Raw genomic sequence first — 23,790 nt, 5'->3', positions numbered from 1 at the left:
GCCAACCCTGGCACGTTTGCTGCTCTACCCCTGTACATTCCCTGTGTGCGAGGTGCCGAACGATGACTCAGCAAGCCGTGAAATTTGCCTATTGGGTGCCCAATGTCAGTGGTGGCCTGGTGGTCAGCAAGGTTGAACAACGTACCGACTGGGGCATCGACTACAACCGCAAGCTGGCCCAGTTGGCCGAGGCGGCGGGGTTTGAGTATGCCCTGACGCAAATCCGTTTCACCGCCGGCTATGGTGCTGAATACCAACATGAATCCGTGGCCTTCAGCCATGCGTTGCTGGCGGCCACGACCCAACTCAAGGTGATCGCCGCGATCCTGCCGGGGCCCTGGCAACCGGCGCTGGCGGCCAAGCAGTTGGCGACCATTGATCAACTGACCCAAGGCCGGGTGGCGGTGAACATCGTCAGTGGCTGGTTCAAGGGCGAGTTCCAGGCCATTGGCGAGCACTGGCTGGAGCATGACGAGCGCTATCGGCGCTCCGAAGAGTTTATCCGCGCGTTGAAAGGCATCTGGACCCAGGACGATTTCACCTTCAAGGGTGACTTCTACCGGTTCAACCATTACAGCCTCAAGCCCAAGCCCCTGACTCAGCCGCACCCGGAAATTTTCCAGGGTGGCAGCTCCCGGGCTGCGCGGGACATGGCGGCGCGGGTGTCGGACTGGTATTTCACCAACGGCAACACGCCCGAGGGGATCAAGGCCCAGGTCGATGATATCCGCGCCAAGGCTGCGGCCAATCACCATTCGGTAAAAGTCGGGGTCAACGCGTTTGTGATCGCCCGCGACACCGAGCAAGAGGCCCAGGCGGTGTTGGCCGAGATCATCGACAAGGCCGACCCGCAGGCCGTCAACGCCTTTGGTGATGCCGCCAGGCAGGCGGGCAAGGCCTCGCCCGAAGGTGAGGGCAACTGGGCCAAGTCCAGCTTCGCCGACCTGGTGCAGTACAACGACGGCTTCAAGACCAACCTGATCGGCACCCCTCGGCAGATTGCCGAGCGCATCGTCGCGCTCAAGGCGGTGGGGGTGGACCTGGTGCTGGCGGGCTTCCTGCACTTCCAGGAGGAGGTGGAATATTTCGGCCAGCGCGTATTGCCCCTGGTGCGCGAACTCGAAGCCAAGGCCGCGGCGACCGGCAGCGCCAGGGCGTTACCGGTATAGCACCACCGCCGCCCGCAGCTGACGGCTGCCAAAACGGCACATCCGCTCGAACTCCCCGTGGCTGACCGGCAAATGCTGGCAGTCCATGGGGCGGCGATGCTGGCTATGGTCCACGTCGGGATCATGCAGGTAGACAAACTCTTGATCACAGTCAGTCACGATCACCCAGTGTGGTGACTTGGAGCGCGTCAGCCGGTAGCTGCTGATCAGCACCAGTGGCTGGCCGCCATCACCGAGGACCTGCGCCAGGTCCAACGCACCGCCGAATACCTGCTGCACATCACTGTTGGCCAAATCCTCCTCGAACCCCTCATGCACCAGGCGCATCACCTCTTTTTTATGCGGGTCGCGCACCCCATCGAGAAACAGCGGCCCGCGCACGTTGACCTGCATGCGCACCTTAAACCCCCGGCACCAGGCAGCCAGGGCCAGGCCTTGGGGGCTGCAGCCGCCGTGGCCGGCGGTCATGAACACGGTGGTTGCTTCGCGCCAGATCTGCAGCTCTTCGCGGCGCGGAGACTCACGCCCAAGTAACAGGGCGCCCATGGCCATCAACAGGCAGGCTGCGCCGCAGGTGAAGTCGGTGGTCTGCTGGTAGTAGGGCACACTCAAGGCCCGCGCGTCAGTGTGCTGGAGGATGCGTTTTTCCAGGCGCAGGGCGTCGGTATGGTCGGCGTAATAATCGTTGATCAGGGCAAAGCGCCGGTAGCCACTGTGTTCATACAGGGCAATAGCGCCAGGGTTGTCGGTGCGCACCTCAAGGCGCAGGTACGCACAGTCGTGCGCCACGGCGCAGGCCTCGATGCGCGCCAGCAATTGCTTGCCCAGGCCCATGCCCCGGGCCGGCGCGGCAATGGCCAGGGAGTACAGGCGCGCCAGCGAGGTGCCGCGATGGAACAGCACCAGGGCATAACCCAGCAATTGCCCGGCGTTTTCGGCCACCAGCAACTGCGCATGGGCGCGGCTGATCATCCACTGGAAACTGCGAGCAGACAGCCGGTCTGTGGTGAAACAGTGCTGTTCCAGGGCCACCAGTGCTGGCAGGTCATCCAGGGTTGCAACGCGAAAGAAAAGAGTCATATAACCGCCGTAAAAGTTGCGTAACTAAACGAGACTTCCGTGAAAGATCGTGCTTAATAGAAAAGGTCAAGTTCTCTAGCGGATCAATCAATATGTCAGCGGTACAAAGTCATTGGCGAGAAGTATCCGAGCAAACCGTCGCGGCGACAATAACTTCCGGCGGATATTTTTCTACACCGCCCAAGAGTGCAAGCCAAGTTGTGATTATTGTAGAACGCAAGGAAGACTGGGCCTCGTACTTCCCCAGTGAAGATATTGTCACTGCCCAGGAATACCTCGAACACCCCCGGGAGAACGAGGCCGGCAAACGGGTCCAGGTCATCAACCTGTGCCGCAGCTACAAGTACCTGGGGCATGGCTATTACTGCTCGCTGCTGGCCGAGGCGCGGGGGCACAAGGTGATTCCGTCGGTGCGCACCATCAGCGAATTGACGAAAAAATCCTTGTATGGCCTGGCCCTGGATGACTTGGATAAAACCCTCGACAAAGCATTGAGTCATCACCTCTACAGTAATACCGAAGGTTTTACCCTGACCCTTTATTTTGGTCGAACCAATATTGAGCCGTTGCAGGATTTGGCCCGGCAGTTGTTTGAAGCGTTTCCGTGTCCGATCTTGTTAGTTGAGTTTCGCAAGCATAACGGCTGGCATATCGAAGGCATCAAGTCCGGGGTGCTGCATAAGTTGCGCGATGATCAGGAAGATCAATTCGCCCACGCTCTGGACAACTTCAGCCGCAGGATCTGGCGTCAACCGCGCTCCCGGCGCCTGGCCCGTTATGACCTGGCGATCCTGCATGATCCCCAGGAGCAGCTGCCGCCGTCCAATGCCAAGGCCCTGGAAAATTTCGTGCGGGTGGGCAGGGGTTTGGGGATTGATGTCGAGCTGATTGAGCGCAAGGACTACGCGCGACTGGCCGAATACGACGCCTTGTTGATCCGCGAAACCACCAGTGTCGACAACCACACCTATCGCTTCGCCAAAAAGGCCGAGAGTGAAGGGCTGGTGGTGATGGACGACCCGGCGTCGATCCTGCGTTGTACCAATAAGGTCTACCTCACGGACCTGCTCAACAGCCATCAATTGGGCATGCCCGCTACCGAAATTCTGTACAAGGAGCGACCGGAAGATTTCGAACGGGTTGGCGAGCGCCTGGGCTTCCCCCTGGTGCTGAAAATCCCCGACGGTTGTTTCTCCCGAGGGGTGATTAAAGTGGAAAGCCAGGAGGCGCTGCTGGCCGCCACGGCAGAGTTGTTCGAACACTCGGTGTTGCTGCTGGCCCAGGAGTTTTTCTATACCGAGTACGACTGGCGCATCGGCGTCCTCAACCGCAAGCCGATCTTTGCCTGCCAATACTTTATGTCCAAGGGCCATTGGCAGATCTACAACCACAAGGCCATCGGCCAGGATATCAACGGCGAGTGCCGGACCCTGGCGGTGCACGAGGCGCCCAAGGCCGTGGTGGAACTGGCGGTCAAGACCGCTAACCTGATCGGTGACGGGTTATACGGCGTGGACCTGAAGCAGTCCGGCAACAAGGTGGTGGTGATCGAGGTCAACGACAACCCGAACATGGACGCCGGGATCGAAGACGCCTACTTGCAGGACGACTTGTACTCCCTGGTGCTGGAGGAGTTCGTGCGCCGCCTGGAGCTCAAACGCCAGGGCCAGGTCTGGTGATCTGCTTTGAGCTCAATGAGGGCGCGCTGCGCCGCACCGAGCGCGAAAGTGCCGAGGTCCTGCTGTTCAGCAACCCCGACAGTGATGAGCGTGAATTGCTGCGCGAGCGCTACAAGGTCGATGAGCATGCGCTGGCGTCGGCACTGGATCCGGACGAGGTGTCGCGTATCGAGTTCCATCCAGACAACCTGTTTCTGATCTGGAAGCGCCCGCAAAACTACTCCGGGGGCAGCAACCTGGTGTTTGAAGTGTCGTCTTGCGGCTTGCTGTTTTCACCGGACCGTCTGCTGGTGATCGCCACCGACGACAGCCAACTGTCCGGCCTGGGCGCGCGCCGGCCGCTGCATACCCCGTTGGATGTACTGCTGGACCTGCTGCTGAACAACATCCATCACTACCTGGGCCACCTCAAGGTGATCAAGCTGGTCGCCCGGGAATTGCAGCAGCAGTTCAACGCCTCCATGAGTAACCGCCACTTGATGCAGATGTTCAGCCTCAGCGAGAGCCTGATCTATTACATCAACGCGCTGCACAGCAACGGTGCGGTCTTGACGCGTTTGCGCAACCATGGCGAGAAGGAGCATTTCAGCCCGCAGACCCTGGGCTTGATCGACGACCTGATCATCGAGAACAACCAGTGCTACAAGCAGGCGGAGATTTATTCCAATGTGTTCTCCGGGCTGATCGACGCCCGGGGCAACCTGATGAACAACAGCATGAACAACCTGCTGCGCAAGCTGACACTGATCAACGTGGTGTTCCTGCCGCTGAACCTGATCGCCAGCATTGGCGGCATGTCCGAGTTCAGCATGATGACGGCCGGCACGCCGTGGTGGGTGGCGTACCCGCTGTTTTTGCTGGCGATGGCGTTGGGCGCCGCAGGGATGGTGCTGGGGCTCAGGCGGATTGCCAGGGGCGGCGACAAAGCAGGGTGACTGGGCCCCACTTTGCTGCCGGTGTGGGAGGACTCAGGCACCCGCCTGCAGCGTCAGCACTTCAAAGCCATCCGCGGTGACCGCCACCGTATGTTCCCACTGGGCCGACAGGCTGTTGTCGCGGGTCACCACGGTCCAGCCGTCCTTGAGGCTGCGCACTTTGGCGCTGCCCTGGTTGAGCATCGGTTCGATGGTGAACACCATACCTTCGCGCAGGGTGAGGCCGGTGCCCGGGCGGCCGAAGTGCAGGATTTGTGGCTCTTCATGCATTTCCCGGCCAATCCCGTGGCCGCAATACTCGCGCACCACGCTGTAGCCATTGGCTTGGGCATGGCTTTGAATCGCATGGCCGATATCCCCCAGGCGCGCGCCGGGTTTGACCTGGCGAATACCGGCCCACATCGCCTCGAACGTCTGCTCCACCAGGCGCCGCGCCTTGGGCGCGACAGCGCCGACCATGTACATCTTGCTGGAGTCGGCGATAAACCCGCCTTTTTCCAGGGTGATGTCGATATTGACGATATCGCCGTCCTTCAACACATCCTTGGCATTTGGCATGCCGTGGCATACCACTTCATTGATGGAGGTGTTGATGCAGAAGGGGTAGTCATACTGCCCGAGGCTGGCGGGGCGGGCCTGCAGGTCCTGGCGGATAAACGCCTCGACGGCCGCATCCAGTTCCAGGGTGGTCTGGCCGGCCGCGACCCGGCTGTCGAGCATCGTGAACACCTGGCCCAGCAGGCGCCCGGCTTCGCGCATCACGGCGATCTGTGCAGGGGTCTTGATCATCAGCTGCGCCCCCGGATCAGGTCGGGCTTATCGAGCAACAGCTTGTTGATCAGATCGTTGTAGGCCAGGTGTGGATTGAGTTCGGCCAACAGGCCGATCTTGATCCAGAACTCCGCCTGGGCGTTGATGGAGCGGTCCATGGCGGCGCTGGCCAGACGCAGTTGTTCATGCAGTTGATCGGTGATCTTGACGATGCCCATGAGCTTCACTGTGTAGGATTGATATACAAAGCGTATATGTTTCGTATATCGCCCGTAAAGCCCCGCAGTTGACTTGCCACAGAGCGCCGGTTAGTTTTGCGCCATGACCGTTCAAACCTATCGTTCCCAGCCAAGCATTATTACCGCCATTCCTCATTTGGCGGGATAGCGTTCGGCTGTACCCAAACCCGCCCTAGAGGCGGGTTTTGTTTTTCCGTCTCCAGGGCCCCGTAAAACGCCAGGAGACACCCATGAGTAGCCCCTTGCTGCTTGAGCAATACGTGAAGAAGATCCTCGCCGCGCCGGTCTACGACCTGGCGGTACGCACCCCCTTGCAGGCGGCCCCGGCACTCTCGGCGCTGCTCGGCAATCAGATCCTGCTCAAGCGTGAAGATCTGCAGCCGACGTTCTCCTTCAAGATCCGTGGCGCCTACAACAAACTGGTGCAACTGAGCGATGAGCAAAAAGCCCGCGGCGTGATCACGGCCTCGGCGGGCAACCATGCCCAGGGTGTGGCGCTGGCGGCGCGTGAGTTGGGAATCAAGGCGACGATAGTCATGCCCAGCACCACGCCTGAATTGAAAGTGCTGGGCGTGCGCTCACGAGGCGCTGAGGCGGTGTTGCAGGGCGCGAGCTTCCCGTTTGCCCTGGCCCATGCATTGCAGTTGGCTGAACAGTCGGGGGGCACCTTTGTATCGCCCTTCGACGATCCCGACGTGATCGCCGGGCAGGGTACCGTCGCCATGGAAATCCTGCGCCAGCAGCAAGGTGCGCTGGACGCGATCTTCGTCCCGGTCGGCGGGGGTGGGTTGATCGCCGGCATCGCGGCCTACATCAAGTATTTGCGCCCGCAAGTGCGGGTGATTGGCGTGGAACCTGAAGGCTCCAGCTGCCTGCTGGCGGCCCTGGATGCCGGTGAGCGGGTGATACTGCCCAGCGTGGACAGCTTTGCCGATGGCACCGCAGTGGCGCAGATCGGTGCCCACGGTTTTGAAATCTGCCGTCATTATGTTGATGAGGTCATCACCGTCAGCAATGATGAACTGTGCAGTGCGATCAAACTGATCTACGACGACACCCGCTCCATCACCGAACCCTCCGGCGCCCTGGCGGTGGCCGGTATCCGCCGCTACGTGACACGTACCGGGGCCCAGGGGCAGACACTGGTGGCGATCAACTCCGGGGCTAATATCAACTTCGACAGTTTGCGCCACGTGGCCGAGCGGGTGGCGGCGCGAGAGCACCGATTGAATGTGGAAGTTGCCGAGCTTTAGCAAAGTCGCCCCCTGTGGGAGCGGGCTTGCCCGCGATGGCGGTGGTTCAGTCACTATTCTCGGCGGCTGACAGACCGCCATCGCAGGCAAGCCAGCTCCCACATTTGATTTGTGGTGTGGCCATACTTTCCTGCTCGCAGAGCCCCCAGTGGGATGGTTCAGTCATTATTTTCGGGGGCTGACAGACCGCCATCGCAGGCTAGCCAGCTCCCACATTGGGTTTGTGGTGGGGCCATACTTTCCTGCTCGCAGAGCCCTCCCTGTGGGAGCGGGCTTGCCCGCGATGGCGGTGGTTCAGTCACAGCAACTGGTGACTGACGCAGCGCTGTAGCAGGCAAGCCCACACATATTCAGGCTGTGGCGTTACTGCGCGCTTGCCTTCTCGACGGTAGGCGATGCCGACCAGATGCGGTAACGCACTTCGACATCTTTTGGAACATATAAAACGATGGGCAATTTGCTGTTGTAACGCAGCACAAAACCGTCACCGACCACCGGCACAAAACCCTCGTGGGTCTTGCCTTCGGGGCAGGCCATCAGGGTGCTCATGGGGCCGCTGACCTTCTCCAGGCGGTAGAACGGGTAGCCCCAGCCTTCGAGGTTTTTCTCTTCCAGCACACCACCGAGCCGTTGCTGGTTGCAGTCCACCGGCAAGGTTTTACCGGCGAGGATTTCAACCTTGAAGTCCTGTTCCTGGGGCTTTGCCGGCAAGTGGATGACCTGGCGAACCTGACCAGCATCGGCCTTGGGGTAGGGCGCGATATCTTCCAGCTTGGCGGCATTGGCCTGGGCGGCCAGCACGCTCATGGCCAAAACGGAAAACAGAGTGAAGGGCGAAGAAGTCATGGGACGTCCTTATCTTGGGGTCAATAAAACAGTCGCGGCCACGATGCACGCCAACGTCCGGCAATGCAAACCAGCAGCAACGCATATAAGGGTAGCGGGTGCTTATGAGGAAAGGATCCTACGCCGACAGGCACAAGGAGTAGGCTTTGCAGTTGAACGCGCCTGCCAGGGTTGGCAAGGCGTGCAGTCAACCGTCCTGACGCGGCGGTCAGACTATTGAGAGCTATAAAAATTCATTGGCGGTCTCAAAAAAGGAGAGGTTTAGCCATGTTTTCGGAATTGGAGTTACGCGGCCTTATTGAAGGAAGCTTCCTGCCCAGACGTTGTGAATGCATCAAGGCCCAGGATGCGTCGTTGACCATCAAAATCTACGACGACGATGGTACCGACCTGACTGTCACCGGCATCCAGGCCAATAAACTCGACAGCAGTCGTGCCATCTGCAATCTGATCACCGAGTTGCGTGAGGATCTCAAACACGCCCATGCACCCGCCCCGCGCAGGGCGGGCGCCAGGCTCTACTGATCAGCCGACGGTTGGTTTGCGGGCCTGGATAAACCCCAGGCCCAGCACTAACTCCGTGCCCACGGCCAGCAGAATTCCCGGGCCGGCATGGCCATTGAGCCATTCGCCAATCCCTAGCGCGGCCAATCCCAGACAACCGACAATAAACCCCGATACCAGCGCGCTGCGCGTGGGTGACGGGGCGGTATGGCGCAAGCGATAAAACATGATGCCGATTGCGAGGAACAGCATGGCATTGCGTCGCGCCACCAGGCCGCTGGCATCGGTGTATTCCACTCCCCAGAGCCACAGTAGCAGGTCGGGCCGCACTCCCCAGGCAATCGCAAGGGCCAGGCACAGCACGGCGGTGAAGGTGGAGAGTGCGTGGAAACTGATGCGCATGGCGAGTCCTTTCGGCCGTTTCAGAAGGGCCCAAGCCTACGCTGTGAGGTATGCCTCAGACAAATCCGATACGGCAGCTTCCCCTATCACTGCTAGTGTTTCGCCACATTTTTCGCCAGTGGCTGAGGTAGTGCGTGCAGCAAAAAATCGCAGCAGAATTTCTCGGCACCTTTTGGTTAACCTTTGGCGGCTGTGGCAGCGCCATCCTGTCGGCCGCGTTTCCGGGCCTGGGTATTGGGTTTAGCGGGGTTGCCCTGGCGTTTGGCCTGAGCGTGTTGAGCATGTCCTATGCGGTGGGCAGCATCAGTGGCGCGCATTTCAACCCGGCGGTGACTGTCGGCCTGTGGGTCGGTGGGCGGTTGCCGGGGCTGGATGTGCTGCCCTATATCATTGCCCAGGTCGCCGGGGCGACGGTGGCGGCGGCGATTCTCGCACTGGTCGCCAGTGGCCGGCCGGGCTTTGAAATCGGCGAGTTTGCCGCCAATGGCTATGGCGCGTTAAGCCCGGGGCAGTACAGCCTGCTGGCCGCCGTGGTGGTGGAAGGTGTGGGCACCTTCTTCCTGGTGTTTATCGTGATGCGGATGACTGCCCCCGGTGTGGCGCCGGGGTTTGCGCCGATTGCCATCGGCCTGACGCTGACCCTGATTCACCTGGTGTCGATTCCCGTGACCAATACCTCGGTCAACCCGGCCCGCAGCACCGGGCCGGCATTGTTTGCCGGGCCTGATTACCTTATGCAGCTCTGGCTGTTCTGGCTCGCGCCCCTGGTTGGCGGTGTGATCGGCGCGTGGGTGGCCCGGGCAATACGGGAGCGCCCCAATCGCGATTACCCGTGCAATTGATGGCGGTAGGGCAGGTCTGGCCCGGTCTTGCCGCAGGTCAGCGCCGCAGCGCTGATGGCAAACCTGAGCATTGTGTCGATCTGTTCCCTGGTCAGGCTGCGCACACCCTCCACGCAATCCAACTGCTGCTCGGTGAGCCAGGCAATCAGGGCGGCCTGGAAGGTATCGCCGGCGCCCACCGTATCAGCCATCACCACCTTGAGCGCCGGCGCCGACCAGTTGCCATGCTGGCGACTGAACACACTCGCGCCATCGCCGCCACGGGTCAGGAAAACCAGCTGGCAACGGTGCTGCAACCAGTCTTGCAGCACGCTTTCGGGGGCCTGGCCTGGGTAGAGCAGGTGCAGGTCTTCATCGCTGACCTTGATCAGGTCGGCATGCTGTACCCACTCGGCCACGCGCTGGCGCCATAGTTCGATATCCGGCTGCGGGTTCAGGCGCACATTCGGATCGAGGCTGATCAAGCGCTTGCCGCTTTCCCGGCGGGCCAGGGCCAGCAGGCTGTCGGCGACCGGCTGCACCACCAGGGAAAACGAACCGAAATGCAGGCCGCGTACCCGAGCATCGAGGGCAGGCAGATGCTCGAGCTGCAACTGCCGATCGGCACAGCCTTCACCCCGGAAGCTGTATTGCGGCGAGCCATTGGCCCCCAGGGCGACCATCGCCAGGGTGGTCGGTGCGGCAAACTCCACCAGGTACTCGTCGCTGACCCCTTCATCCCTGAGCACCTGGCGCAGGCGTTGGCCCAGGTAGTCGCTGGACAACCCGGCGAACAGCCCGGCCTCGATCCCCAGGCGGCGCAAACCTACGGCCACATTGAACGGCGAGCCGCCGGCAATCGCCTTGAAATCGACTTTGGAAGCCTGCCCGCCGGCGTCCTCCTGGCTGAAAAAATCAAACAGCGCTTCGCCACACACCAGATACATAGTTACTCGCTCTTAAAGGGTTGCCACATGCTGTTGATAGCGTTCATAGGCCTGCTGGTAAGCCTTGACGCTGGCGGCCACAGGCTCGGTGCGGCTGGCCGGGTCGAGACTGACGCAGCGTGCACACAGTGCCTGCAGGCTTTCGCCGGACTGGCACCACGCGGCCTGGATCGCCGCGCCCAGGGCTGCCGCTTCGCTTTGTTCGGTACAGATCACTTCGGTGTCCATGATATCGGCGACCATCTGCCGCCACACCGGGCTTTTCGAGCCGCCACCGATCAGGCGGATACTGTGGCTTTGCAGGCCGGTCTGGCGCAACAGGTCCAGGCCCTGGCGCAAGCCGAAGGTGGTGCCTTCGACCACCGCGCGGCACAGGTTGGCACGGGTCAGGTTGGTCATGGTCAGGCCGTGCAGGCTGCCGGTTGCGTGGGGCAGGGCGGGCACGCGCTCGCCATTGAGAAACGGCAGCATGCTCACGCCCTCGGCGCCAATCGGCGCCTGGGCCACCAGGGCGTTGAATGCCACCAGGTCCAGCTCGAACAGTTCGCGGATGACCCCGGTGGCATTGGTCAGGTTCATGGTGCAGATCAGCGGCAGCCAACCGCCGCTGGAGGAACAGAATGTCGCCACTGCAGCCTGGGCGCTGACATTCGGTTGGTCGGCAAACGCGTACACGGTGCCCGATGAACCGAGGCTCATGGTAATCACCCCGGGAGCAATATTGCCGGTGCCAATCGCCCCCATCATATTGTCCCCGCCGCCACTGGACACAATGGCACCGGGGTTGATCCCCAGGCGCTCGGCGATCGCCGGCAGCACAGTGCCCATTGCCTGATGGGCTTCGATCAGGGTTGGCAACGCCGCTTCCAGGCGCCTGCTGGGGTCGATATGCCGCAGCAACGGCAAATCCCATTGCCGGGTGCGCACATTGAAATAACCGGTACCCGAGGCGTCGCCATACTCGGCGCAGGCACGGCCGGTGAGCCAATAGTTGAGGTAGTCGTGGGGCAACAGGAGATGGGCGATCCGCGCAAACACATCCGGGTGTTGCTCCAGGGTCCATAACAGCTTGGACACGGTGTAGCCCGGTGCGATCGCTACGCCAAGCCGCTCCAGGGCGCCGCTTTCACCGCCCAGGTGTTGCAGCAGCCGGGCGTTTTCCGCGCTGGTTTCGGTGTCGCACCACAGCTTGGCCGGGCGCAACACCTGGCCCTGATCGTCGAGCAGCACCAGGCCATGTTGCTGGCCGGAAACGCCGATGCCGAGAATGTCCTGGCCGTCCACCCCGGCTTGCTGCAAGGCGCGGTGGGTGGATTCGGTCAAGGCGTCCAGCCATTCCTGGGGGTGTTGCTCGCGACGGCCGTTGGCGCCGCTGATCAGGCTGTGTGCAGCAGCGCCCAGGCCCAACACCTTGCCGCTGGCGGCATCGAGGACGATGGCTTTGGTGCCTTGGGTGCCGCAGTCGATGCCCAGAAACAGAGATTGGCGAGTCATGGTGGTTACTCAGCAGGCAGTAGGGTGAAAACCCGATCAATGTGGGTTTCTTCAGTGGGTAAGTCGTTTCAGGGTTTCTGTGACACCGTTATCGCGCAAACTGGCAAAACACCGCTCAAACGCTGCCACGAATTCCGCCGAGTTGGGAATCGCCGTGCCAAAAATCTCTTCTACACCCAGCAACCGCTGACTGATCAATGCGTCATCCGCCACCAGCTCCTGGCAGAAATCGGCGCGGGGGTCGGGGATTCGGTAGCGCACGCCGTTCTCATCCACGCCCTGCAGGTACAAGGCCCAGGCCGCCACCACCAGTGCCGCCCGCTCAGTGTCGCGGCCCTCGGCAATCAGGCGGTTGATGGTTGGTACGGTGAATTTGGGAAACTTCGACGAACCATCGGAACACACCCGCTCCAACTGATCGGCAATCGCCTGGTTGGAAAAACGCTGCACCAGGGTCTGCTTGTACTCGGTCAGGTCAATGCCCGGTACTGGCGCCAGGTGGGGGGTCACGTCCAGGTCCATGTAGGCACGCATATAGGCGACAAACAGCGGGTCGTTCATGGTCTCGTGGACAAACCGATAGCCCTTGAGAAACCCCAGGTAGGTCAGGGCCAGGTGGCTACCGTTGAGCAGGCCGATCTTCATTTCTTCATAGGGCGTGACGTCATCGGTGAACTGCACGCCCACCTGTTCCCAGGCCGGGCGGCCGTTGACGAACTTGTCTTCCAGCACCCATTGCACAAAGGGTTCGCACACCACTGGCCAGGCATCGTCGACGCCGTGTTCATCATGCAATTGCAGGCGGTGCGCGGTGCTGGTCATCGGTGTGATGCGGTCGACCATGGCGTTGGGAAAACTCACATTGGCCTGGATCCAGTCGTGCAGGTCGGCGTCGCGCAGCGCGGCGAAGGCCAGCAGCGCCTTGCGGGTCACGGCGCCGTTGTGCGGCAGGTTATCGCAGGACATCACCGTGAACGCCGGGATGCCTGCAGCACGGCGCTGGGTCAGGGCTGCGCAGATAAAGCCGAACACCGTGGTGGGGGTGTCGGGGTGGGCCAGGTCGTGCTGGATCTGCGGCAGATGGGCCATAAACTCGCCGTTGCTGTCGTCGATGCAGTAGCCGCCCTCGGTGATGGTCAGCGAGACGATGCGAATCTGTGGGCTGGCCAGTTTGTCGATCAGCGCCTGGGCCCCGTCTTGGGCCAGCAGCATGTCGCTGATGGCACCGATTACACGCACTTCGGTGTCGTCGGTATCGCCCAGTTCGTACAGGGTGAACAGATAGTCCTGGCCGGCCAGGTCATCCCGCGCCTTGCGGTCTTCGGCGCGCAAGCCAACGCCGCAGATGCTCCAGTCGAGGCCGACCCCAGTGTTCATCAGGGCGTCGGTGTAGTACGCCTGGTGCGCGCGATGGAAACCGCCGACGCCGATATGGGCGATGCCCTGGCGCGTATCGGCGAGGGTGTAGGCGGGCAGGCGCACTTCGGGCGCCAGTTGCGTGAGGTTTTGCTTATTGAGTTTCATCAACGGTTCTCGCGAAATCAGGCGGCGGCGCGCAGTGGGCGAGCCACGGCAACACCGTCGGTGTCGAACAGATGGCAGTGCGCCGGGTTCAGGTGCAGTTGCAGGGTTTCGCCATACTGGCTGGCCATATCGCCACGGATCCGCAGGGTCAGCGGCTCGCCATTGGCGGTGAGCACATGGCAGAAGGTGTCACTGCCCAGGCGTTCGCCAACGTCGGCGGTGACGGTCAGGGTGGTATCGCCAGGTGCCGCCAGCTCCAGGTGTTCGGGGCGAATGCCCAGGGTCACTGCGCTGCCGACGCTCAAACTGGCGCTGCTCAATGGCAGGCTGATCAGGGTCCCGGCCTCCAGCTGCACGTCGCAGCCCTGGCCGTCGACACGGGTCACCTGGCCCTTGAGAAAGCCCATTTTCGGCGTCCCCAGAAAGCCCGCGACAAACAGGTTGGCCGGCTGGTGATACAGCTCCAGCGGCGAGCCGACCTGTTCGATGCGCCCGCTATTGAGCACCACCACCTTGTCCGCCAGGGTCATGGCTTCGACCTGGTCGTGGGTCACGTAAATCATGGTGGCCTGCAGTTCTTTATGCAGGCGCGCCAGTTCCAGGCGCATTTGCACGCGCAAGGCGGCGTCGAGGTTGGACAGCGGCTCGTCGAACAGGAAGATCTTCGGGTTGCGCACAATCGCCCGGCCGATGGCCACGCGCTGGCGCTGGCCGCCGGACAGCTGCTTGGGCTTGCGCTCCAGCAGCGGCCCCAGCTCGAGGATGCGTGCCGCTTCACTGACTTTGCTATCGACGATCTGCTTGTCCACGCCGGCCAGGTCCAGGGCAAACGACATGTTCTTGCGCACGCTCATATGCGGGTACAGCGCGTAGGTCTGGAACACCATGGCCAGGTCGCGCTTGGCCGGGGTCACTTCGGTGATATCGCGGCCATCGAGCTCGATGGTGCCTTCAGTCACTTCCTCAAGGCCGGCAATCAGGCGCAGCAGGGTTGACTTGCCACAGCCCGACGGCCCGACGAACACCACGAACTCCTTGTCGTTCACTTGCAGGTCGATGCCCTTGATGATGGAGAAGCCTTCGAAGCCTTTTTGCAGATTCTTGATTTTCAGGTTGGCCATGATGGGCCTCCTCTTTATAAGGGGTCGTTATTTCACTGCGCCAAAGGACAGGCCGCGCACCAGTTGCTTCTGGCTGATCCAGCCGAAGATCAGGATCGGCGCGCAGGCCAGGGTCGAGACGGCGGACAATTTGGCCCAGAACAAACCTTCGGGGCTGGAGTAGGAGGCGATCAATGCGGTCAACGGCGCGGCATTCGAGGAGGTCAGGTTCAGCGACCAGAACGCCTCGTTCCAGCACAGGATCAGCGACAGCAACACGGTGGAGGCCAGGCCGCCCTTGGCGATGGGCAGCAGCACCCGCACCATTTCCTGCCACAGGGTGGCGCCGTCCAGGCGGGCGGCTTCGAGGATGTCCTTGGGGATGTCCTTGAAGTAGGTGTAAACCATCCACACCACAATCGGCAGGTTGATCAGGGTGTAGATGATGATCAGCGCGATGCGCGTATCCAGAAGGCCCATGCTCTTGGCCAGCAGGTAGATGGGCATCAGCACGCCCACCGGGGGCAGCATCTTGGTCGACAGCATCCACAGCAGCGTGCCCTTGGTGCGCTGGGTTTCGTAGAACGCCATGGAGTAGGCCGCCGGCACCGCAATCAGCAGGCACAAGGCGGTGGCGCTGAAGGAAATCACCACCGAGTTCCATGCGAAGCTTGCGTAGTTGCTGCGCTCGTTGATGTGCAGGTAGTTCTCAAGGGTGGGCGTGAATATAAATTGCGGCGGCGTGGCAAAGGCGTCGATTTCGGTCTTGAAACTGGTGAGCACCATCCAGAAGATCGGGAAGAAAATCACGATCGCGATGGCCCAGGCCAGGGTGCCGAGCAACAGGCTTTGCAGGCGGCGGGATTGTTGAAGTGTCATGGCGCGGCCCTCAAGGCTTGTCAGTCAGGTTTTTGCCGAGCATCCGCACCAGGATGATCGCCGCGATATTGGCAATGACCACGGCAATCAAGCCGCCGGCCGAGGCCATGCCCACATCGAACTGCACCAGCGCCTGGTTGTAGATCAGGTAGGCGAGGTTGGTCGAGGCGTAGCCGGGGCCGCCGTTGGTGGTGGTGAAGATTTCGGCGAACACCGAGAGCAGGAAGATGGTTTCGATCATCACCACCACGGCGATGGGCCGGGCCAGGTGCGGCAGGGTCAGGTGCCAGAAGATCGCAATCGGGCCGGCACCGTCCAGGCGCGCCGCTTCTTTCTGTTCTTGGTCCAGGGACTGCATGGCAGTCATCAGAATCAGGATGGCGAAGGGCAGCCATTGCCAGGACACGATGATGATGATCGAGAGCAGCGGGTAGTGCGCCAGCCAGTCCACCGGCTGCGCGCCAAACAGCTTCCACAGCGCCGCCAGCACGCCGGACACCGGGTGGAAAATCAGGTTCTTCCAGATCAGCGCACCGACGGTGGGCATGATGAAGAACGGCGAGATCAGCAGCACCCGTACCAGCCCGCGGCCGAAAAACTCACTGGCCTCCAGTAAGGCGCTGATCAACACCCCCAGCACCACGCTGATCAGCAGTACGCTGCCAACCAGCAACAAGGTATTGGTGGCGCCGGGCAGAAAGCCCGAGTCGGTGATGAAGTAAGTGAAGTTCTCCAGGCCCACGAATTGGTTTTCGCCGGGGTAGAGCAGGTTGTAGCGGATCAGCGAAAAGTACAGGGTCATGCCCAGCGGCACGATCATCCACAGCAGCAACAGGGCCACCGAGGGGCTGACCAGGAACCAGCCGGGGTTGCGCAGGCGGCTTTTAGACGTATTCATGACAATCAGAACCCATTGGAGGCAAACAGAATCGGCCTTGGAATGCGGTCAATGTAGGCGCTGGCTTGCCAGCTCCCACATTGACGGTGGTGAGCCTGAGCTATTTGGGGTAGCCGGCGCGCTTCATTTCCCGCTCGGTGGTGGTTTGCGCCGCCGCCAGGGCCTGGTCCACGCTCTGCTGGCCGGTCAGGGCGCCGGAGAAGAACTTGCCCACCTGGGTACCAATGGCCTGGAACTCGGGAATGGTCACCAACTGGATACCGATGTAGGGCACGGGCTTGACGGTCGGTTTGGTCGGGTCCGCGACTTTCAACGACTCCAGCGTCACCTTGGCAAAGGGGGCGGCCTGCATGTATTGCTCGCTGTAAGTTGAGGCGCGGGTGCCTGGCGGCACATTGGCGATGCCATCGGTCTTGGCCACCAGCGCGCCGTACTCCTTGGACGTCGCCCAGGCACTGAAGACCTTGGCGGCGTCCTTGGCCTTGGAGCTGGCCGGGATCGCCAGGGACCAGGAATACAGCCACGAGGTGCCTTTGTCGGTGACCTGCTGCGGGGCAAAGGTGAAACCCACGTGGTCGGCGACTTTGCTCTGGGTCTTGTCGGTGACAAACGAGCCGGCGACGCTGGCATCCACCCAGATCGCGCATTTGCCGCTGTTGAACAGCGCCAGGTTTTCATTGAAGCCGTTACTCGAGGCGCCGGGTGGGCCGGACTTCTTCATGTTGTCGACATAGAAGTTCAGCGCGTCCTTCCACTCAGGACCATTGAATTCGGGTTGCCACTTCTCATCGAACCAACGCGCGCCATAGCCATTGGCCAGGGTGGTGATCAGGGCCATGTTCTCACCCCAGCCGGCCTTGCCGCGCAGGCACAGGCCGTACTGCTCCTTGCTCTTGTCGGTGAGCTTTTGCGCAAACTCGCCAATCTGCACCCAGGTCGGATGCGCTGGCATGTTTAGCCCGGCAGCCCTGAACAGGTCAGTGCGGTAGTAGGTGATGGAGCTTTCGGCATAGAACGGCAGGGCGTACAGCGAGCCCTTGACCGAAAGGCCGTCGCGCACCGAAGGGAACACGTCGTCCAGGTCGTAGGAGGCCGGCAGATCCTTCATCGGCTCCAGCCAGCCCTTGGCGCCCCAGAGTGCGGCTTCGTACATGCCGATGGTCAGCACATCGAACTGCCCGCCCTGGGTCGCAATGTCAGTCGTCAGGCGTTGGCGCAGCACATTCTCTTCGAGCACCACCCAGTTCAACGTGATGTCCGGATGCTCGGCCTCGAAGGTTTTCGAGAGCTTTTGCATGCGGATCATGTCGCTGTTGTTGACGGTGGCAATGGTCAGGGTTTGCGCGCCAAGGCTGACGGCGCTGAGGGTCATGCAGGTACAGGCAAGCAGAGCTTTTGCTGAGAAATTCATCGCGCACTCCATTTCTGCGCCCAGGGGCTGCAGAAGGACAGTTTTTGTTGTTGTGTCTTCCCAGGCGGCAGGAAGAGTGTGCGTCGATTACAGCCTTCTGCAGGCGCGGTGACAAATCCTTGGGAGCACTTGAAGTGATACTTTTTTGCACTGGGCTGCAAAGCGTTCAATATCTAGCAGGGGAGCGGCGACCTGTTATTTCTGACAGTAGACGGGAAAGAACAGGAGAGGGTTAATAGTTTGGTAAACCTAACCAGGAGATGTTTATGAACTGCTCTCGCGTCAATCCCCAAGGCCACACCCTCTATAAAATCGCATTGGGCTTACTTATGGCGGTTTTTATCGGGGGCTGTAAAACACCACCTCCGGAACCACGCGAACCTCCTTGTACTCAGGCGGGGTATTTTAAAAGTACTGACAGAGTCGGGGGGTTCTACCGATGTGTGTATGACAAAGAGATCCAGCGTTGGATTCAGTATCCTTTTACATGTCCCGTCGGGCTGGAGTTTGACGAGCGTGTGACCGCATGTGTGAGGCCCTGATATTTTCGGAAAGCACTGTCTGTTGGGTGAGCCAACGCATAAAAACCAGGGGATAAGTGCTTTGCACCTATCCCCTGGTTTGCGGTAGCTCAACCCGGAAAGTGTCGCTGTTGGATCCAGACGTCATCTATATCGTAGACCCCGCCAGTTGTCGGATTCATAACCGCGATTGAGGCTTGAAAATTACCGCCTTTCCAATAACCCATGTACTCATCGACATAGTTCCATGTATTAAGGTTTGTTACGGTGGACTTGCCCCTACCAGACCGGACACCAACTCCCCGTTAAATTGATGCTGCTGCCAAACGCCTAAACTCTCTCGGCGACCGATATTTCAAGGCGCTGTGCGGATGCTGCTCGTTGTAATGCTCGAAGGCAATCGTCAGATTGCGCAGCGCGGTTTCTCGATTCGGTTTGGGCATGTGCGCCACGTAATCACGCTTGATCGTCTTCACAAAGCTCTCTGCCATGCCGTTACTTTGCGGGCTGCGTACCGGTGTGGTCACCGGCTGCAAGCCGATCTGGCGAGCAAACAGACGCGTCTGCTCGGCGATATAAGCCGAGCCGTTATCGCTCAACCACTGCACCGGCGTGCTCGGTAGTTGATCCCCAAATCGCTTCTCCACGCTTTCCAACATCAAGTCTCGGATGTCGTCACCGCTGTAGCCCGTCGGGCTGGCGACCCAGCCGATGGCTTCGCGGTCACAGCAGTCCAGGGCAAAAGTCACGCTCAACTTCGCACCGTCGTCGCAGCGAAACTCGAAGCCGTCCGAGCACCAGCGCGTATCGCTGGTAGTAACGGCAATTCGGCCTTCATGCCGGCGCTGCACGCCAGGCTGCTTGATGCGGCGTTCTAACAGCAGATTGTGATCGCGCATGACGCGGTAAACCCGCTTCACATTGATCGGAGCCAGTGACTGAACTTCACGCTCGCGGCGCAGCAACCCCCAAACACGGCGGTAGCCATAGCTCGGTAACTCGCTGACCTGCTCCTTAATCTCGGCGACCAACTCCGTATCGTTCACGAGCCGACGTCGCCGTACTTTAGGCGATACCGATTGCTTGATCCGAACCGTTAATTGCGAGCGCGACACACCGAGACATTCGCTGACCAGTTTCACTGGTCGTCCCCCGGCAACAAGGGTGAGTGCGCAATCCATTTTCGCGACCGGGCGATCTCCACGGCCTCTTTTAGGACTTCGGCTTCCATCGTCTTCTTGCCCAGCATCCGCTGCAATTCTCGGATCTGCTTGAGCGCATCGCTCAGTTCCGACGCCGGTACAACGGCCTCGCCCGCACTGACCGCCGATAGACTTCCGTCCTGATACAGCTTGCGCCAAAGAAACAGCTGGTTGGCGTTGATGCCGTTGCGTCGGGCCACCACGGACACACTTTGTCCCGGTTCAAGGCTCTCGCGAACCATGGCCAGCTTCTGGTCGGTGCTCCAGCGGCGTCGGCGCTCCTGGCCGAGCAGCTCGCCACCCTTATCATTGCTGTTAGTCATAAACATACCCGTTTGCCTATCCCTTATCGTAAGGGGGAAACGGTGTCCTGTCTTTCATGGGGCTCGTTCATACGGTAATGTTGCGCGTCAAATTAGCCAGGTGAATATACATGCTGGTTGGCCCGCCAATGCTTGCAAACTTGTTGACCCTGTATTTGAACCTGACTCGATAATACCCATAGTCGACCGGGGTATATATTTTGTAGATTCTGACACCATCCCCTGTCATGGGTCCGTGCCGCAGGTAATAGTTGCCGTCCGCCTCGCGCTGGATGCTTTTCTGTTCGGGGTACTGGCTGATCCAGCCATTCATGAACCCACCGGTAAAGGGCGTTTTGTCTGAGATCAGCAGGCTCAATATGGAATACGTAACCACGGGAAACTCAAGTGCTTGCCACTCATCAGTACTGTGATTGAGGGCCACTTTGAACTGCATTGTCAGTCGAGTGCCGTTCCCCAGGTCTCTCAGGTAGGTATTGAGTACCGTCAGCAATTGATACCCTTGATTCAACCACCCATCACTCACCCGTGCACCCTGGGTACCATCCAGCAGGGTCAAGTTGTGTGCCGTGCCGTCGGGTTTGTTACCGATCAGGCGCAGCCATACGGGCTGGTTCCTGGCAATGAACGGCCAAGTCCCCAACCTTGCTGTTGCATCACCGATCAACTCGTCCACATTGAGTACGCCGTTAGCTGCTTCATCAATACGGATCACGGTTTTGTTCAGTTCGGCCGCAGGAATAGCCTTCAGCGTAACGGTCAACACTGCAGACGAACGGAGTTCGCCATTGCGCCAGACCGTATATTTCAAGGTGAAGGTGGTGTCATGGTTGCCAATATTGGCTGCAATCAGCGCCGCCGGCAGGTCGAAGGTGACCGTCCCATCCGTTTCTCCGTCTTTTGGTCCGATCAGCCCTGAGCCTGCTCCCGGCGCGCCGACCACCTCCAGGGTGAGTCTGTCGGAGGTATACATCGGGCTATACGTCGCGTTTACCTTGGCCCCGTACTGTGCGACGAGTGGCAACAGGGTCACCGAGCTGCCAGAGCCGGTAGCCCCCACCAATTCGGGTAGCGGAAACTGCGCCGGGACGGCCTGGACGGTATACCTGCGTTCCGGGAACCACAGGGCATTGGACTTGTTGTTGGTTTGGTCGAACGTCGCGCCAAAACGCATGAGAAATTGCGAGCCATCCTTGAGCTGGCGCAGTTCAAGTACCGGTGCCGGTGACTGGATACCGTTCTGTTCGCCGGTATAGGTCACCAGATCGCCGTCGAACAGCACAGCGTAGAACGGTGTGTCATTGGCATACGTGCCACTGAGTTCAAACCACATCCGTTGATAGCGACTGATAAAGCTCCAGCGTTCGACCATGGCGCGTTCGGTACCGATCAACCGGCTGATGTCCAGCACGCTGCTGGTATGGCCTTCGAGGTAGGGCAGGGGCAACACAGGCGCCAGCAGGTACAGGCTCAGCACCGGCGAAGGTTTTTGATGGACACCCAACAAGACGAAGTACTGCACCTCGATGTAGCGCCCGTAGCCATTGAGGTTGGCCCCAATCACCTCTGGGGGCACCTCAAAGTGCACGGTCTTGGAGGTATTGCCATCCTTCGTTTCACAATGGGTCCCAATCTCCGGGATACCGGTCCAACACGCGAGTACCCGATGGCTGGACAGCATCTGCGGGTAGGTGACGGCAATGGTCGCCCCGTGCAGCGCGGCCTCGGGCACCAGTTGGTCGGGATAGCGCTGGGCTTGCAACACTTCCGGCCGCAGCAGGTCCAGGGCTTCACCGACGGTGACGGTCAACACTTCCGAGTAGCGCGTGGCACCGCCACTGGCAGGCACCAGCGAATAGCTGAAGCGAATTTCGCCATTCCTGCTGGCAACGATCAGCGCCTCATCCAGGTTGAACAACACGGGTTTACCCGCCGTTGCGGAGTTGAGGGAAATCTCGTCACTGGCCGAACCGTTGCTGGTAGCCCCCAGCAAGGTCCACTTGAACACATCGCCTGGGATCGTTCGTGTGTACGGCAGGGTCGCCTGGACCAGGCCGCCTTTTATGCGCGCCGGGTCCAGATTGTTGAACTCGTCCACATATTGCATCTGCGGCGCTGGGAGATCGGCATAGCGCAGGCCAAAGATCACTTCCAGTACCTCGGACTTGCGTATGGCCTGGATGGCGGGGTTCATGACCTGTGTCGTGCCGTTATCGACGAGGTAGAACACCCGGACGGGGCCAAGCCCGACGAAACGTTCGAATTTTTCCTGGAGGACAATCCGATACCGCTCTGGCGGCGGCTCGGCGCCTGCCAATAAGGTCTCTTCATAAAACACCAGGCCGCCTCCTGACCGCACCGCCTCCATACGCAGTGTCACGTTGTAGTTGCGGTCGTAAGGGGTGTAGCGCGGAAAGATGACTTTGATATAGGGATGTTCAGGGTCAATGTTGCCGCCTTCGTTCTGCTCGATGGTCATCGCCGGCATCGTGCTTTTCGTACCATGAACCGTAATGTTCCGGCGCTGGGAGCGGGCGAGGAACACGCCACCGGCTGTTGTCAGGGTGTATTCGAACTGCATGTGCCCATTGAGCACTGCTTCGAGGTCTTTCAGGTCTATCGGGACGGTGGACGACAGCTCGATTCGCGCTGGAAACGGCGCCAGGGTCCTCTCAAAGGACGCGCCCGCAGCATCGGCCCCGCTCAACGTCACGACAATCAAGGCCCCGGCCGGTGTCAGCGTGCCATCAGGCAGCCTTCTGGGCACCACCATTTCCAAGAAGAAGCCTGAACTATGGATATCGAGATTGACGTCAATGACGGAGTACCCGCCTACCACGAAGTGCGCTGCCGGGAGCAGTTTACGATCCAGATTGCTCACCACCGTGACGGCCTGCGACCACTGCTGCAGCTCACCGGAATAGTTGAACACCTTGTCATACAGCCGGAAGCGAATAATGACCTCGCCACTGCCGCCCAAATAGATAGTTGACTCAGGGATCACCACGGTAATGGGCTTGATGCCGGCGACATGCTCGTCATCAATCCGCAGCTTCGTCGGATGGCCGTTCCAATGCACTTCGGCAGTGTCACCTACCGTGATATTGGGGTAGGGGTCGATTGTCAGTTCCACGTTCTCCTTGGCGCGTTCGGGGTCAAGATCATTGCCCACCAGGTCGGGCGGCAGGTGTATCACCAGCTCGGTGTGATAGGACAATGCAGGATCTTTACTGACCCCGCCCGGGCGAGTGGTCTTGACATACCAGGTCTCACGAGGGGAAGTACTGGGGATGTCAGTACCTCTGCGAGTGACCTCGACAAAACAGGGATAGATAAAGTTTTCCGGAATAAGCTCCGGAAAGATGACCAACTGCAAAAGATGTTTGTCCAGATCCTCATCCCTGACCTGATCCGAGGCGATGGCAAAGTGATCGCTGCCCATATAGAACTTGTAGGAGTCACCTACCTCGAGTTTGGTCCAGCGCTGTAAATGCAAGGTCATCCAAGGCCGGGTTGAGCTGATGCCGAGCCCACGCGCAGCTCCTGGCAGCGGGATCACCTGGTCGCTGACAAAGGGTGGGGCCAACTCGTCTGCATCAGTCGGTTGCCCAGGTTCGGGGTTATGCGGCAGGCGAGGCAAAGCGGGCGGAGTAGGTGGCGCGGGCTTCTTCATCGAGGGTGCTCCTTGTGCAGGAAAACTGGACAAAGACATCACACACCCAAGGTGGTCGTGCAGGTAACTGTCAAAATTGACAGTGGCGACGGGCGGTTGTGAGTGAAGCGTTCTCAGCC

The 23,790-nt window shown here is 60.2% G+C and carries 21 protein-coding genes; 7 read left to right on the top strand and 14 right to left on the bottom strand.

What is annotated here, in order from left to right; all coding sequences use genetic code 11:
- Positions 1-62: 62 nt before the first annotated feature.
- Positions 63-1,169, top strand: coding sequence for a dimethylsulfone monooxygenase SfnG (sfnG, locus tag K1X80_RS14800; RefSeq protein WP_057436652.1), 1,107 nt, complete (start codon positions 63-65; stop codon positions 1,167-1,169).
- Here sfnG and K1X80_RS14795 read toward each other — a convergent pair.
- Positions 1,158-2,249, bottom strand: a complete 1,092-nt coding sequence (locus tag K1X80_RS14795; RefSeq protein WP_220172248.1) for a GNAT family N-acetyltransferase/peptidase C39 family protein — start codon at positions 2,247-2,249, stop codon at positions 1,158-1,160. The genes sfnG and K1X80_RS14795 overlap by 12 nt on opposite strands.
- Before the next feature lie 92 nt (positions 2,250-2,341).
- On the opposite strand from K1X80_RS14795, the gene K1X80_RS14790 reads away from it, so the two are divergent.
- On the top strand, positions 2,342-3,928 hold the full coding sequence (locus K1X80_RS14790; RefSeq protein WP_057959451.1) for a RimK family protein: 1,587 nt from the start codon (positions 2,342-2,344) through the stop codon (positions 3,926-3,928).
- Positions 3,922-4,863: a magnesium transporter CorA family protein gene (locus K1X80_RS14785; protein ID WP_057959452.1), complete on the top strand. Its 942-nt coding sequence runs from the start codon at positions 3,922-3,924 to the stop codon at positions 4,861-4,863. The genes K1X80_RS14790 and K1X80_RS14785 overlap by 7 nt, the downstream gene beginning before the upstream one ends.
- Positions 4,864-4,896: 33 nt before the next feature.
- Here K1X80_RS14785 and map read toward each other — a convergent pair whose 3' ends face one another.
- Both map and K1X80_RS14775 read right to left on the bottom strand, forming a co-directional pair.
- Entirely contained in the window at positions 4,897-5,652 is a 756-nt protein-coding gene (gene map / locus K1X80_RS14780) for a type I methionyl aminopeptidase (RefSeq protein ID WP_057436952.1), read from the bottom strand.
- The gene (locus K1X80_RS14775; RefSeq protein WP_057436650.1) at positions 5,652-5,852 is read right to left on the bottom strand and encodes a ParD-like family protein; all 201 of its coding nucleotides are present in this window, start codon (positions 5,850-5,852) and stop codon (positions 5,652-5,654) included. Before K1X80_RS14775 ends, map begins: the two co-directional genes overlap by 1 nt.
- A gap of 251 nt (positions 5,853-6,103) precedes the next feature.
- Here K1X80_RS14775 and ilvA point away from each other — a divergent pair, with 251 nt between their 5' ends.
- Positions 6,104-7,126: a threonine ammonia-lyase, biosynthetic gene (ilvA, locus tag K1X80_RS14770; protein ID WP_128593050.1), complete on the top strand. Its 1,023-nt coding sequence runs from the start codon at positions 6,104-6,106 to the stop codon at positions 7,124-7,126.
- 363 nt (positions 7,127-7,489) lie between these two features.
- Here the strand turns inward: ilvA and eco are convergent, their stop codons facing one another.
- Positions 7,490-7,972, bottom strand: coding sequence for a serine protease inhibitor ecotin (gene eco / locus K1X80_RS14765; protein ID WP_057436648.1), 483 nt, complete (start codon positions 7,970-7,972; stop codon positions 7,490-7,492).
- Positions 7,973-8,239: 267 nt separating this feature from the next.
- Between eco and K1X80_RS14760 the strand changes: the two genes are divergently transcribed.
- Entirely contained in the window at positions 8,240-8,497 is a 258-nt protein-coding gene (locus tag K1X80_RS14760; protein WP_057436646.1) for a DUF1652 domain-containing protein, read from the top strand.
- On the opposite strand, the gene K1X80_RS14755 is transcribed toward K1X80_RS14760, so the two are convergent.
- Positions 8,498-8,878 carry a hypothetical protein gene (locus K1X80_RS14755; RefSeq protein ID WP_057444094.1) on the bottom strand — a complete coding sequence of 127 codons (381 nt, stop codon included), beginning with the start codon at positions 8,876-8,878 and terminating at the stop codon, positions 8,498-8,500.
- A gap of 134 nt (positions 8,879-9,012) precedes the next feature.
- Between K1X80_RS14755 and aqpZ the strand changes: the two genes are divergently transcribed.
- Positions 9,013-9,720 carry an aquaporin Z gene (aqpZ, locus tag K1X80_RS14750; protein WP_057959454.1) on the top strand — a complete coding sequence of 236 codons (708 nt, stop codon included), beginning with the start codon at positions 9,013-9,015 and terminating at the stop codon, positions 9,718-9,720.
- Here the strand turns inward: aqpZ and K1X80_RS14745 are convergent.
- The 7 genes from K1X80_RS14745 to K1X80_RS14715 all read right to left on the bottom strand — a co-directional run bounded on the left by K1X80_RS14745 (position 9,705) and on the right by K1X80_RS14715 (position 17,952).
- Positions 9,705-10,646 (bottom strand): carbohydrate kinase, encoded by a 942-nt coding sequence (locus tag K1X80_RS14745; RefSeq protein ID WP_186625410.1) that lies wholly within the window; start codon positions 10,644-10,646, stop codon positions 9,705-9,707. The two genes, aqpZ and K1X80_RS14745, sit on opposite strands and share 16 nt — an antisense overlap.
- A 12-nt stretch (positions 10,647-10,658) precedes the next feature.
- A complete protein-coding gene (xylB, locus tag K1X80_RS14740; protein ID WP_220172247.1) occupies positions 10,659-12,140 on the bottom strand; it encodes a xylulokinase in 1,482 nt (493 codons plus the stop codon).
- Positions 12,141-12,191: 51 nt separating this feature from the next.
- The gene (locus K1X80_RS14735) at positions 12,192-13,664 is read right to left on the bottom strand and encodes a mannitol dehydrogenase family protein (RefSeq protein ID WP_169989685.1); all 1,473 of its coding nucleotides are present in this window, start codon (positions 13,662-13,664) and stop codon (positions 12,192-12,194) included.
- Positions 13,665-13,681: 17 nt separating this feature from the next.
- The gene (locus K1X80_RS14730; RefSeq protein ID WP_057436638.1) at positions 13,682-14,785 is read right to left on the bottom strand and encodes an ABC transporter ATP-binding protein; all 1,104 of its coding nucleotides are present in this window, start codon (positions 14,783-14,785) and stop codon (positions 13,682-13,684) included.
- Positions 14,786-14,812: 27 nt separating this feature from the next.
- Complete coding sequence (locus tag K1X80_RS14725; RefSeq protein ID WP_057436636.1) at positions 14,813-15,643, bottom strand: carbohydrate ABC transporter permease; 831 nt, start codon at positions 15,641-15,643, stop codon at positions 14,813-14,815.
- Between the two features lie 10 nt (positions 15,644-15,653).
- Positions 15,654-16,541, bottom strand: coding sequence for a carbohydrate ABC transporter permease (locus K1X80_RS14720; RefSeq protein ID WP_057436634.1), 888 nt, complete (start codon positions 16,539-16,541; stop codon positions 15,654-15,656).
- 100 nt (positions 16,542-16,641) lie between these two features.
- Positions 16,642-17,952: a sugar ABC transporter substrate-binding protein gene (locus K1X80_RS14715; RefSeq protein WP_120733176.1), complete on the bottom strand. Its 1,311-nt coding sequence runs from the start codon at positions 17,950-17,952 to the stop codon at positions 16,642-16,644.
- 260 nt (positions 17,953-18,212) lie between these two features.
- Here K1X80_RS14715 and K1X80_RS28560 point away from each other — a divergent pair, with 260 nt between their 5' ends.
- Positions 18,213-18,494, top strand: coding sequence for a chitin-binding domain-containing protein (locus tag K1X80_RS28560; protein ID WP_081044227.1), 282 nt, complete (start codon positions 18,213-18,215; stop codon positions 18,492-18,494).
- Between the two features lie 284 nt (positions 18,495-18,778).
- Here the strand turns inward: K1X80_RS28560 and K1X80_RS14705 are convergent.
- A protein-coding gene (locus tag K1X80_RS14705) for an IS3 family transposase (RefSeq protein ID WP_197884037.1) occupies positions 18,779-19,998 on the bottom strand; the annotation gives its coding sequence in 2 pieces (ribosomal slippage) (positions 18,779-19,653 and positions 19,653-19,998; 1,221 coding nt in all).
- Between the two features lie 67 nt (positions 19,999-20,065).
- Positions 20,066-23,671, bottom strand: coding sequence for a hypothetical protein (locus K1X80_RS14700; RefSeq protein ID WP_220172246.1), 3,606 nt, complete (start codon positions 23,669-23,671; stop codon positions 20,066-20,068).
- Positions 23,672-23,790: the final 119 nt, after the last annotated feature.

The organism is Pseudomonas sp. So3.2b (assembly GCF_019464415.1).
GTDB lineage: Bacteria > Pseudomonadota > Gammaproteobacteria > Pseudomonadales > Pseudomonadaceae > Aquipseudomonas > Aquipseudomonas shahriarae.
This window is presented reverse-complemented; position numbering and strand designations above follow the sequence as displayed.

Excerpts from the sequence above, each read along its gene's own strand:
- K1X80_RS14775 (WP_057436650.1), bottom strand. The coding sequence starts at position 5,852 with ATGGGCATCGTCAAGATCACCGATCAACTGCATGAACAACTGCGTCTG.
- K1X80_RS14725 (WP_057436636.1), bottom strand. The coding sequence starts at position 15,643 with ATGACACTTCAACAATCCCGCCGCCTGCAAAGCCTGTTGCTCGGCACC.
- K1X80_RS14700 (WP_220172246.1), bottom strand. The coding sequence starts at position 23,671 with ATGAAGAAGCCCGCGCCACCTACTCCGCCCGCTTTGCCTCGCCTGCCG.
- K1X80_RS14795 (WP_220172248.1), bottom strand. The coding sequence starts at position 2,249 with ATGACTCTTTTCTTTCGCGTTGCAACCCTGGATGACCTGCCAGCACTG.
- ilvA (WP_128593050.1), top strand. The coding sequence starts at position 6,104 with ATGAGTAGCCCCTTGCTGCTTGAGCAATACGTGAAGAAGATCCTCGCC.
- map (WP_057436952.1), bottom strand. The coding sequence starts at position 5,652 with ATGATCAAGACCCCTGCACAGATCGCCGTGATGCGCGAAGCCGGGCGC.
- sfnG (WP_057436652.1), top strand. The coding sequence starts at position 63 with ATGACTCAGCAAGCCGTGAAATTTGCCTATTGGGTGCCCAATGTCAGT.
- xylB (WP_220172247.1), bottom strand. The coding sequence starts at position 12,140 with ATGACTCGCCAATCTCTGTTTCTGGGCATCGACTGCGGCACCCAAGGC.
- K1X80_RS14720 (WP_057436634.1), bottom strand. The coding sequence starts at position 16,541 with ATGAATACGTCTAAAAGCCGCCTGCGCAACCCCGGCTGGTTCCTGGTC.
- eco (WP_057436648.1), bottom strand. The coding sequence starts at position 7,972 with ATGACTTCTTCGCCCTTCACTCTGTTTTCCGTTTTGGCCATGAGCGTG.
- K1X80_RS14745 (WP_186625410.1), bottom strand. The coding sequence starts at position 10,646 with ATGTATCTGGTGTGTGGCGAAGCGCTGTTTGATTTTTTCAGCCAGGAG.
- K1X80_RS14730 (WP_057436638.1), bottom strand. The coding sequence starts at position 14,785 with ATGGCCAACCTGAAAATCAAGAATCTGCAAAAAGGCTTCGAAGGCTTC.
- K1X80_RS14715 (WP_120733176.1), bottom strand. The coding sequence starts at position 17,952 with ATGAATTTCTCAGCAAAAGCTCTGCTTGCCTGTACCTGCATGACCCTC.
- K1X80_RS14755 (WP_057444094.1), bottom strand. The coding sequence starts at position 8,878 with ATGCGCATCAGTTTCCACGCACTCTCCACCTTCACCGCCGTGCTGTGC.
- K1X80_RS28560 (WP_081044227.1), top strand. The coding sequence starts at position 18,213 with ATGTTTATGAACTGCTCTCGCGTCAATCCCCAAGGCCACACCCTCTAT.
- K1X80_RS14735 (WP_169989685.1), bottom strand. The coding sequence starts at position 13,664 with ATGAAACTCAATAAGCAAAACCTCACGCAACTGGCGCCCGAAGTGCGC.
- K1X80_RS14760 (WP_057436646.1), top strand. The coding sequence starts at position 8,240 with ATGTTTTCGGAATTGGAGTTACGCGGCCTTATTGAAGGAAGCTTCCTG.
- K1X80_RS14790 (WP_057959451.1), top strand. The coding sequence starts at position 2,342 with ATGTCAGCGGTACAAAGTCATTGGCGAGAAGTATCCGAGCAAACCGTC.